This window comes from Halomonas sp. GFAJ-1, from assembly GCF_000236625.2.
Classification (GTDB): Bacteria; Pseudomonadota; Gammaproteobacteria; order Pseudomonadales; family Halomonadaceae; genus Vreelandella.
The window spans coordinates 60,505-69,803 of the sequence record NZ_AHBC01000025.1; the positions used below are offsets into that span (position 1 = coordinate 60,505).

Below are 9,299 nucleotides of genomic sequence, written 5' to 3' on the forward strand. Positions count from 1 at the left end.
GATGGGAGTAGATACCGAGCATGCCGCAAGATGACTTTTATACCAAGACGCGCGCTGGGCTTTCGGCGCTGTTGCGGCAGTGGCGCTCGCTTGGTCAGGCCGATGCCAACCAGCTAGCGCTCATCCTGGCTGAAACCGCACGGGTCGCAAAGCTGGGCACCCCGGACGCGACGCCCAGCGGCGCGACACTTGAACAGTGGAGTCAAGATGAGCACGGCGACATACCTCTTTGGGCGCCACGTACCGCCGTGTTCCTACTCAACCAGATGCCCGCCCGCCCCACCCCACAAAGCGAAGCGGAAGCCTGCGCGTGGGCGTACTGCTGGCTACGCAACCGCTCCTTTGATTCGCTTCAGGCGGCTCAAGATGCACTCCCCGCACACTTAAAAGCGCCTTTAGAAGATGCTTTAGAGGCCGCATGGCGCGACCAGCAAGGGTTACGCTTAGCCTGACATCAACGACGCTTACGCATCGACGACTTGGGCTTGAACCCCGCCGGTTTGGTGGCCAGCCACGCTACAAAGGCGCTGATCTCAGCATCCTCTTTCAAAGCGTCAAGCGTGGCAAAATGATCAGCTAGCTCCCGCTCGCTGTAGAGCCGATGAATATGCTTATGACAGGGATGGCAAAGCCACGCAATTGCGGTTAAGCGCTCCTCCCGGCTATGACGCTTTTGATAGCGTGGCTTGTTATGCAGGGTACGCGGTATCAGGTGATGCTTGGTTAGTGGCGCAGCGCGTAGGCAAAGCTCACAACCGGCGGGCTTTGGCGGTGGAGAGAGCAGATGAGCACTTGGCTTGTTAGAACGCATCACGATCGTGGCATCCTCGCACGCAGGCAGCGCAAAAAATGAATCAATGCATCAAATAGTGTTACGCAAACGGCACACCGATAATAACGGCACAATAATATGAAGGAAATCACCTCATGATAGAAGTTCCACTGACTTGGCAGCTGGCTAAGCTGAGCCTTTCAATTGGCATGGTGCTGGGGTTGGGCGCCATTGCAGTGCGAGCTAGCCCACGTATGGCCGGACTACTTGCAGGTTACCCACTAGGCACCGCGCTGGCGCTTTTTTTTATCGGCTTAGAGCTATCTCCCGAATTTGCGACCCAAAGCGCGGTTCATACCTTAGCGGGCTTTACCGCATCCATGGCCCTAGGGGCAGGCTATCTTGTGATGGGCCGCCAGCCAGGTCTAAAGGGGGTTTTAAGCGGCGTAGCGGGAGGGCTTGTTGCTTGGCTAGCAGTGAGCAGCGTGCTTGCCCAGTTCAACTTTAATCGGGTCAGCGGCACGCTGGTGACCCTCGTCGCTATTGCCGTTTTTAGCTGGCTGTTTCGCACTGTACCCGATGTTAAAAGCCCAGCTAGCCGAGCGTTTACCTGGCCTGCGCTAGCAGCTCGCGCAGGACTTGCGACAGCCATCATTTTTACAATTACACGCCTAGCACATTGGTTACCACCGGAGTGGGCAGGCACCCTGGCCGCTTTTCCTGTCACCATGCTGCCATTTCTGCTGATTTTGCATCTCAATAATGGGCACGCCCCCGTAGCCACCGTCATCAAACACTACCCCATGGGGCTGGGCTCGCTGCTTAGCTACACCCTATGTGTATCTTATACCTACAGCACCATGGGGCTTTTTTGGGGCACCTTGGCAGGGTTTGCTACCGCCACCCTATGGCTGCTTGGTTGGATGCAGCTCACCGCTTGGTATCAGCGTCGCACCACTTGACCAAGCGCTTGTTAGGGGTAATTCTGGCTAACTTAAACCACTAATAATAAGGATACCCAATGTTTACTCGCACAATTGAGCCTGCCTTTTATGATACCGACGCGCTAGGCCATATTAACAATACCCGCTTGCCCGCGTGGTTTGAGCTGGCACGCAATGACCTGTTTAAATTATTCACACCAGACCTTAATCCTAAGCAGTGGCGCTTAATCATGGCACGCATGGAAGTCGACTACCGAGCTGAACTGTTTTACGGTCACGATATCGAACTACGTACCTACCTGACACGCTTAGGCACTAGCTCTTTTACGGTGACTCAGGAAGCACGACAGCACGGCAGGCTTACTAACCTCGGCCACACCATACTGGTGCAGTACGACCATCAAGCAAAATGCGCTATGCCGATTGAGGGCGAGCTGCGTGAAGCACTGCTAGCGCACCTGCATGACGCACCAGAGCCTGCATAACGTTCATTCCCGCCGCGCGCGTTGCGGTATGCTGGGAGACCGCCATGGCGATCCGTTATAACCTTTGGATAGATCCCGACAATACGGCGCAACACCAGGCCGTAGAGGCAGATTTAGAGCGTTTCTTTATGGAACGCTTTGCTGATTACCCCCATATCCGCTTGTTCGGCGCCGACCCCTACGATTATGATGCCCCGTTCAACCGACTGTACGACGCGCTAATGGCGCGAGCCGCCGAATACTGTGAGCGGACATGGCGCTATGTAGCCTCTCCTGAGCAGCTTAACCGCTGTTTTTTCCGCGCCGTTGGCCGCTCAAATAAATTTATTCAAGACGACCGAAAGTGAGAGAACTGCGCAATGGTAATTCGTACCGACCAAGCCCCCGACGAGCGCCAATTGGCGATTATTACGCAACAGCTCGGACGGGCTCCTCGCGGTATTGAAGCCGTTGCTGCCACCGACTCTAAAGGCACGCCTTTAGTATTACGGATGGCGCCTATCGTGGATGGCAAGCCCTTCCCGACCCTTTACTGGCTCTGCTCAGAGCTACTTAAAGTCGAAATTTCACGCATTGAAGCGGTGGGCGTCATTAAGTCGCTGGAACAACGGCTTCAAGAAGAGCCTGATTTTCTGGAAGCGTACCAAGAGAGCCACCGCGACTACGTTAAGACGCGCTGGGCGTATATGAGTAATGCGCAGCGTGATGAAGTCGCAATGTTGGGTTACACCGACGTACTCACCGAACGCGGTATTGGGGGCATTAGCAACTGGCAACAGGTGCGCTGCCTGCATACCCAATACGCGCACCATTTGTGTGGCAATAACGCCGTTGGACAGTGGATGGACGAGCACTACCAGGTTGCAGACTGCCTAGAATAACCTGCTCCGTCAAAACGCCATCAAATTACATCACTCTATTGATTGTTATAAGGACCCTCTCACTATGTCACGCATTTGTGTCTACCTCGGCTCACGAGAAGGCAATAGCCCTGTATTTTGCCAAGTGGCCCGCACGCTTGGCGCAGCGCTAGCAGCTCGGGGGCACACGCTTGTGTATGGAGGCGCACGTATTGGCTTAATGGGCGAACTAGCTAATGCAGCCCTTGAGGCCGGCGGTAAGGTCATTGGCGTGATGCCAGATCATCTTGTGGAACGAGAACAAGCACATTTCGGCCTGACTGAGCTGATTCGCGTACCCAATATGCATGAACGCAAAGCCACCATGGCCGCCAACGCTGACGCTTTTATTGCCCTGCCCGGCGGTATTGGCACTTTCGAAGAGCTGTTTGAGATATGGACTTGGGGCTACTTAGGGCTTCACGACAAGCCCATGGGGCTACTCGATACCGAAGGCTTTTATGCACCGCTGCTGACCTTTCTAGACAACACCGTTAGCCATGGCTTTTTAGCCCAAACAACGCGCGATATGCTGGTGGACGCGCCAACGCCTATTCAGCTACTAGAGATGCTAGAAGGGCAGTTACAGTAAGTAGCTCAAGCTGCAGCAAGGGCCAACGCCATCGCCAACGCACAATGGGCCGAGGGTAAAAACGCGAACTAACAGCGTGGGTCCCCGGTAAGCTGAAGCGTTCGTTGGTAGGTTAGCTGCAGCAAACGGGCATCTTCTCCAGCCCTGTGGCGGTGGATGCCCCGCTCAGCAATCACCGCCTCTTTAGTATCGCTCCATAGGGCCTGCTGCGCTTCACTGAGCAGAATACGCAACGCCTCTAAACGAAAACGGGGCAGTAGCTCAGCATGATGAAAAAGTAGCGATAGCCAAGTATTATCGTATCCCCAGCTATCGCTGTACGCTTTTCCTACCTCGCGCAACTCATCATTAAGCCAGCGTGCCACTTGTTGTACTGGGTAGCCCTCCTGGCGCAAGCGCTCTTGGGAAATCCCATGCAACAATTCTGCTTTAGGATCCCAGTGGGTCCACTCCTCTAATGGCTGAATAAGAAACGCACAGCAGCTACCGTCAGCACGGGCAATACCAACTTCAATCGGGTAGCTGCCGCGCCCGAATCCGGACGCTTCAATATCCAGCACTGTAGGTAGCGTCTCGGACACGGACTTCCTCATTTACTCATCCTATTGGCTAGGCGGTCGCCAGCTCAGCCTGTGACTGACGGTCGGCCAATCCTTGCCAGTAAGCCGCCTGTTCACTATCTATCGTCAAGCCTAGCTCGCCAAGGCGATAAGCTCGGGCAAGCCTTTCAGCTGCCAGAAAGTGCCCAGACTGAGCGGCTCGAGCATACAGAGTAACCGCATAATCCTCACGACGCGGATACTGTACACAGCCGTGCTCATGAATGCGTGCGGCTTGGTACTGAGATTTTATATCGCCTGCCTGAGCAGCCTCTAACACGTAGCGTGCCCCACGTGCTTTGTCATGGGGTGACTGGCTGCGATGAAACAGCATATGGCCGTAAATAGACAGCGCATCAGGATGCCCCGCCTCTGCACAGCGCTTGAATAACTGCATCGTTAAACGTTGCGTGCGTGGCGAGCGCGGCAGTAGCCAACGCGTATGAAACAGCTGCTCGGCGAGACGAAATTCTAGACGAGTAAACAATGATGATGCCTGCGGCATGGCAAACCACCTTGCCTATCTGTTGAGATCTTCGGCTAACAGTCGGTTCCACTTTTGACAGCTAACCATACGATTAACCAGCGTTCAGCTGGTCGATGGGCTGGCAAGCATACGCCTGCCTTTGCGTCGACTCAACCCTATTGATTTGCTGCTTTTGGAGAGCCTCGCTAACATGCCACTCACACGCTGATATTCACGGCGGAGATAACGCTTATCCTGAGGCAATTTCGCCTTATAGAGGAGATAACAATGCAAACTCGCCCACTCGGCAGAACCGGGATGGAGGTCAGCCGACTCTGCTTAGGTACGATGACGTTTGGCGAACAAAACAGCGAAGCGGAAGCCCATGAGCAGCTCGATCGTGCAGTAGCTTTTGGTATCAATTTTATCGACACCGCTGAAATGTACCCGGTTCCGCCAAAGGCAGAGACCCAGGGCTTAACCGAAGCGTATATCGGCAGTTGGTTAAAAGCTCGCGGTTCGCGTGATGATGTCATTATCGCAACGAAAGCAGCCGGCCCTGGCCTAGACCACATTCGTGGCGGGCCAAGGATGAGTCGCGACCATCTGCATCAAGCTGTTGACGCCAGCCTTGCAAGGCTCAACACCGATTATATCGACTTGTACCAACTCCACTGGCCAGACCGTAACACCAACTTTTTTGGCAAGCTTGGCTACACCCATAAAGAGCAAGAAGACGCCACCCCACTGGAAGACACGCTCGCGGCGCTAAAAGAGCTAGTGGATGCCGGAAAAATCCGCGCTATCGGCCTTTCCAATGAGACGCCCTGGGGCGTGATGCGTATGCTGCAGCTCGCCGATCAGATGGCGATGCCACGGGTCGCCTCCATCCAGAACCCCTACAACCTGCTAAATCGTACGTTTGAAGTGGGTTTGGCTGAAATCGCTCACCGTGAGGATGTTGGCCTACTCGCCTACTCGCCGCTAGGGTTTGGAGTGCTCTCGGGTAAATACCTTAATGGGGCGCAGCCACCTAAGGGTCGCCTCACTCTCTATGAGCGCTTTAAACGTTACACCTCACCAGAAGCAGAGGCCGCAACGCAGGCTTACGTTACGCTTGCCAAGGAGCACGACATAGACCCAGCTCAAATGGCGCTGGCGTTTGTTAACTCTCGCCGTTTTTTGACCAGCAATATTATTGGCGCCACCACAATGGAGCAATTGGAAAGCAATCTTGCCAGTGAAAGTATCAAGCTTGATGAAGAAGTGCTCGAAGCTATCGAGGACATTCATCGCCGAATGCCGAACCCCTGCCCGTAGGCGCGGTTTATGGCGCCAAGCGCTAGGCGGTCAAACCACCTCACTATCATACCGATAGCCTCGGTCATCGCCGAGGCTTGGTATAATCATCGCACGTATTTTCTCTCTTCTGCCACGGGATAAGGAGCAGGCTATGCTGAGCGTTATTTCCCCTGCAAAAACGCTAGACTTTGAAACGCCCTCCACTACTGATCAGGTCACCCAACCGAGCTTCCTTGAGCACAGTAAGCCTCTGATTGAGATTTTGCGTGGCTACTCACCGCAACAGCTTAGCGATCTCATGGGTATCAGCGATAAGCTGGCAGGCCTGAACGCTGCGCGTTTTTCAGATTGGCAGCCACCCTTCTCTCTAGATAATGCCAAACCTGCCGTACAAGCCTTTCAAGGCGATGTTTACACTGGGCTAGACGCCAGCTCATTTAGCGACGCTGATAACCAGTTTGCACAGCAACACCTGCGCATTCTATCCGGCTTATATGGCTTACTACGGCCACTAGACTTAATACAACCCTACCGGCTGGAGATGGGCACCAAACTGCCTAATGGCGCTGGCAACGACCTTTACGCGTACTGGAAGCCAACGTTAACGCAAGCGCTTAATAGCGCAATTGCAGAAAGTGGCTCCAAGGTGCTCGTTAACCTGGCCTCAAACGAATATTTCAAGGCGATTGAGACTAAACAACTTAGCGCGCGCGTAGTGACGCCCGTCTTTAAAGATGAAAAGAACGGCACCTTTAAGATCATCAGCTTCTATGCCAAAAAAGCGCGCGGCTTGATGAGCGCTTGGATTATTCAGCAACAAATTAACCATCCCGATCAGCTAACAAGCTTTCAAGAGGCCGGATATCAATTTGATGCAGCTGCCTCCCAGGGCGATAGACTGGTCTTTACCCGCAAAGAGGCTGATCGTTAATCACTTAACCATTAGAAAAACGTCACTGCGCGGGGCGAACGCGGCTTGAGAAAGCGCTGATGCACCTCTTTAAAAGTGGCTGTGTCACAACGGTGCAGCCACTCATAAGCGACCATGTCCGCAGTGACCGCTACCGCACCATTAGCACAGGCGCGCTCGCGGGCTAGTCGCGCTTCATCTTTCCGGCGGCTCGCCGTCGCTTCACTAAGCCAAAACACCTCATAGCCTGCCTCAAGCAATCCAAGCGCACTCTGCAACACACAGATATGCGCTTCTGTTCCGCATATCACTATTTGCTGCGCCCCTTGAGCTTGTAAGGCGTCGACAAACTCAGGCTCTTCCATCACGCTGAAATGGAGTTTTTGCCACACCTTGTGCTCGCCTAACGTGCTCAACAGAGAAGGCGCCGTACCTCCTAACCTTTCTGGATACTGCTCGGTTAGCCATACGGGTACCTGCAGTGCCTCGGCAACACCCGCCAACCAGCCAGCCTCTTCTAGAGCGGCTTCGCCACCCTCAATAACGGGCAGCAATCCCGCTTGAAAATCGACGACTAACAACAGACTTTGTTGATGATGTAAGCGCACTTTTTCACCTTATTTTTGTCTTTATAAACATTCTCAGAATAACCTACCTAGCAAGTTACACGGTAAACTAGCCCCTTATTATTTTCTACATAGCGCCTCGGCGCATACCGTCAATTCCAACGTTCTCATCGGAGAAATAACATGTTACGACAGTTTTTTGTCATGCTGCTGGTCAGCGTCATGGGCTTCAGCGCAGCCATTGAGCACGCCGAAGCTCGCCGTATGGGTGGAGGTGGCAACGTGGGCAGCATGTCACGGTCAGCGGATCGCCCAGCGAGCGCCCCCCAACAGCAGCAACAGGCTCAGGGGCAACAGCAGGGCCAAGCAGGCGCTGCCGCGGCACGTAGAGGCGGTATGGGGGGCATGATGGGCGGCCTACTCGCAGGCGGCCTGCTAGCGGCACTCTTCTTTGGCGGCGCCTTCGATGAGCTGCGCATCATGGACCTCTTGGTGATGGTAGGCGTGGCCGCTTTAGCCATTTTCGCTTTCCGTGCATTTATGCGGCAGCGACGCCCCGCATCTGTTAGCTCTGCTGCTGGCTACCAACGCGAACAACAGGAACCAACACCGGCCGCTACCAACTTCTCAGCCGCACCAGGCAGTTTAGCCAGCGGCCTGCAGAGTACGCCCGCCTGGTTTGATAAAGAGCGTTTTTTAGGAGGTGCCAAAGAACACTTTATGACGCTTCAACGCGCCTGGGATAATAACGACCTTAGCCAGATCCAGGAGTATGTAACACCTGAGCTATATAATTTATTACGCCAAGAGCGCACCGAGCACCCCGATGACAACTCCACCGAGGTTGTTAAGCTTTTTGCCGAGCTTGGCGACGTAAATGAATACGACGGATATGCCGAGGCAACCGTTATATTCCATGGGGTTTTAGAGGAAAATGGCGAACAGACCGAGTTCAACGAAACCTGGCATCTAACGCGGGCAATGCGCGATGACGCACCTTGGTACTTGCAAGGCATTGAGCAAAACCCTGGTGCCTAAACCACGCCCTACTTTTTCACGTTAATAAACGCAAAACAGCCGCTTTAAGCGGCTGTTTTGGTAAGTATCGAGACTAATCCATCTCGTTATTTACTAAGCTACCAGACTATTATTCGGCAGCTTCTTCTATGTTCTCGCCCATCTCTTCGATACTTTCACCGGCGCTTTCCATGCTTTCATCAATACTTTCACCCGCTTCTTCTGCTGGGCCTTGATTATCGCAAGCAGCTAAACCACCAAGCATCATCGCCATCAATAGTGCCATCACTAAATTCTTGGTTACTTGCTTACTCATATTGCCTCTCCTCCTGAGATAGAACTTCATAATAACTACTCAGCTATACTAATTGCCAAGGAGCCTACAACACCAGCTTAACCTGGTAACTCCTTGTTATTAAGATTATTAAAACATTTGTTTTGATCAAAATTATAAGCTCATGCCCAGTGCCTGACGATGTCTGGGCCGGCCATCTGGGCGCCGGGCTCCCGGGACGCCTCCCTGGAGAGCCCCCTTTTTTCTTCCATGCACACAAAAAACCCAGCCTGTTGGCTGGGTTTTTTGCGGTATAAGTGCCTGACGATGACCTACTCTCGCATGGGGAGACCCCACACTACCATCGGCGCTAAGCGGTTTCACTGCTGAGTTCGGCAAGGGATCAGGTGGTTCACGCTCGCTATGGTCGTCAGGCGTAACTTTTAATGTACATCATGCTGATGTCGTCGATG

14 protein-coding genes and 1 rRNA gene are annotated in these 9,299 nt (G+C 53.5%); 9 read left to right on the forward strand and 6 right to left on the reverse strand.

Annotation, left to right across the window (positions count from 1 at the left end; genetic code table 11):
- The first annotated feature begins 20 nt into the window (after positions 1 to 20).
- Positions 21 to 452 carry a hypothetical protein gene (locus tag MOY_RS06825; RefSeq protein ID WP_009097983.1) on the forward strand — a complete coding sequence of 144 codons (432 nt, stop codon included), beginning with the start codon at positions 21 to 23 and terminating at the stop codon, positions 450 to 452.
- A 2-nt stretch (positions 453 to 454) separates the two neighbouring features.
- Here the strand turns inward: MOY_RS06825 and MOY_RS06830 are convergent, their stop codons facing one another.
- Positions 455 to 811 (reverse strand): hypothetical protein, encoded by a 357-nt coding sequence (locus MOY_RS06830; RefSeq protein WP_009097985.1) that lies wholly within the window; start codon positions 809 to 811, stop codon positions 455 to 457.
- Positions 812 to 927: 116 nt separating this feature from the next.
- On the opposite strand from MOY_RS06830, the gene MOY_RS06835 reads away from it, so the two are divergent.
- The 5 genes from MOY_RS06835 (at position 928) to MOY_RS06855 (ending at position 3,692) form a co-directional block, all read left to right on the forward strand.
- Positions 928 to 1,734, forward strand: coding sequence for a hypothetical protein (locus MOY_RS06835; RefSeq protein WP_009097987.1), 807 nt, complete (start codon positions 928 to 930; stop codon positions 1,732 to 1,734).
- A 59-nt stretch (positions 1,735 to 1,793) separates the two neighbouring features.
- A complete protein-coding gene (locus MOY_RS06840) occupies positions 1,794 to 2,201 on the forward strand; it encodes an acyl-CoA thioesterase (protein ID WP_009097989.1) in 408 nt (135 codons plus the stop codon).
- A gap of 44 nt (positions 2,202 to 2,245) precedes the next feature.
- The gene (locus MOY_RS06845; protein WP_009097991.1) at positions 2,246 to 2,548 is read left to right on the forward strand and encodes a hypothetical protein; all 303 of its coding nucleotides are present in this window, start codon (positions 2,246 to 2,248) and stop codon (positions 2,546 to 2,548) included.
- 12 nt (positions 2,549 to 2,560) lie between these two features.
- The gene (locus MOY_RS06850; RefSeq protein WP_009097993.1) at positions 2,561 to 3,082 is read left to right on the forward strand and encodes a DUF501 domain-containing protein; all 522 of its coding nucleotides are present in this window, start codon (positions 2,561 to 2,563) and stop codon (positions 3,080 to 3,082) included.
- Between the two features lie 64 nt (positions 3,083 to 3,146).
- Entirely contained in the window at positions 3,147 to 3,692 is a 546-nt protein-coding gene (locus MOY_RS06855) for a TIGR00730 family Rossman fold protein (protein WP_009097995.1), read from the forward strand.
- 68 nt (positions 3,693 to 3,760) lie between these two features.
- On the opposite strand, the gene MOY_RS06860 is transcribed toward MOY_RS06855, so the two are convergent.
- Positions 3,761 to 4,273 (reverse strand): hypothetical protein, encoded by a 513-nt coding sequence (locus MOY_RS06860; protein ID WP_009097997.1) that lies wholly within the window; start codon positions 4,271 to 4,273, stop codon positions 3,761 to 3,763.
- Between the two features lie 28 nt (positions 4,274 to 4,301).
- Positions 4,302 to 4,796, reverse strand: coding sequence for a tetratricopeptide repeat protein (locus tag MOY_RS06865; RefSeq protein WP_009098000.1), 495 nt, complete (start codon positions 4,794 to 4,796; stop codon positions 4,302 to 4,304).
- Positions 4,797 to 5,045: 249 nt separating this feature from the next.
- Between MOY_RS06865 and MOY_RS06870 the strand changes: the two genes are divergently transcribed.
- Complete coding sequence (locus MOY_RS06870; protein ID WP_009098001.1) at positions 5,046 to 6,077, forward strand: NADP(H)-dependent aldo-keto reductase; 1,032 nt, start codon at positions 5,046 to 5,048, stop codon at positions 6,075 to 6,077.
- 133 nt (positions 6,078 to 6,210) lie between these two features.
- Positions 6,211 to 6,990, forward strand: coding sequence for a peroxide stress protein YaaA (gene yaaA, locus MOY_RS06875; RefSeq protein WP_009098003.1), 780 nt, complete (start codon positions 6,211 to 6,213; stop codon positions 6,988 to 6,990).
- An 11-nt stretch (positions 6,991 to 7,001) separates the two neighbouring features.
- Here yaaA and MOY_RS06880 read toward each other — a convergent pair whose 3' ends face one another.
- Entirely contained in the window at positions 7,002 to 7,577 is a 576-nt protein-coding gene (locus MOY_RS06880; protein WP_009098004.1) for an isochorismatase family protein, read from the reverse strand.
- A gap of 141 nt (positions 7,578 to 7,718) precedes the next feature.
- On the opposite strand from MOY_RS06880, the gene MOY_RS06885 reads away from it, so the two are divergent.
- Positions 7,719 to 8,573: a Tim44 domain-containing protein gene (locus MOY_RS06885; protein ID WP_009098006.1), complete on the forward strand. Its 855-nt coding sequence runs from the start codon at positions 7,719 to 7,721 to the stop codon at positions 8,571 to 8,573.
- A 109-nt stretch (positions 8,574 to 8,682) separates the two neighbouring features.
- Here MOY_RS06885 and MOY_RS06890 read toward each other — a convergent pair whose 3' ends face one another.
- A complete protein-coding gene (locus MOY_RS06890; RefSeq protein ID WP_009098008.1) occupies positions 8,683 to 8,868 on the reverse strand; it encodes a hypothetical protein in 186 nt (61 codons plus the stop codon).
- 277 nt (positions 8,869 to 9,145) lie between these two features.
- Positions 9,146 to 9,261 (reverse strand): 5S ribosomal RNA (rrf, locus tag MOY_RS06895).
- Positions 9,262 to 9,299: the final 38 nt, after the last annotated feature.

What these genes read in the sequence shown, in the direction of transcription:
- MOY_RS06825 (WP_009097983.1), top strand. Translation starts at nt 21, where the DNA reads ATGCCGCAAGATGACTTTTATACCAAGACGCGCGCTGGGCTTTCGGCG.
- MOY_RS06830 (WP_009097985.1), bottom strand. Translation starts at nt 811, where the DNA reads ATGCGTTCTAACAAGCCAAGTGCTCATCTGCTCTCTCCACCGCCAAAG.
- MOY_RS06835 (WP_009097987.1), top strand. Translation starts at nt 928, where the DNA reads ATGATAGAAGTTCCACTGACTTGGCAGCTGGCTAAGCTGAGCCTTTCA.
- MOY_RS06840 (WP_009097989.1), top strand. Translation starts at nt 1,794, where the DNA reads ATGTTTACTCGCACAATTGAGCCTGCCTTTTATGATACCGACGCGCTA.
- MOY_RS06845 (WP_009097991.1), top strand. Translation starts at nt 2,246, where the DNA reads ATGGCGATCCGTTATAACCTTTGGATAGATCCCGACAATACGGCGCAA.
- MOY_RS06850 (WP_009097993.1), top strand. Translation starts at nt 2,561, where the DNA reads ATGGTAATTCGTACCGACCAAGCCCCCGACGAGCGCCAATTGGCGATT.
- MOY_RS06855 (WP_009097995.1), top strand. Translation starts at nt 3,147, where the DNA reads ATGTCACGCATTTGTGTCTACCTCGGCTCACGAGAAGGCAATAGCCCT.
- MOY_RS06865 (WP_009098000.1), bottom strand. Translation starts at nt 4,796, where the DNA reads ATGCCGCAGGCATCATCATTGTTTACTCGTCTAGAATTTCGTCTCGCC.
- MOY_RS06870 (WP_009098001.1), top strand. Translation starts at nt 5,046, where the DNA reads ATGCAAACTCGCCCACTCGGCAGAACCGGGATGGAGGTCAGCCGACTC.
- yaaA (WP_009098003.1), top strand. Translation starts at nt 6,211, where the DNA reads ATGCTGAGCGTTATTTCCCCTGCAAAAACGCTAGACTTTGAAACGCCC.
- MOY_RS06885 (WP_009098006.1), top strand. Translation starts at nt 7,719, where the DNA reads ATGTTACGACAGTTTTTTGTCATGCTGCTGGTCAGCGTCATGGGCTTC.
- MOY_RS06890 (WP_009098008.1), bottom strand. Translation starts at nt 8,868, where the DNA reads ATGAGTAAGCAAGTAACCAAGAATTTAGTGATGGCACTATTGATGGCG.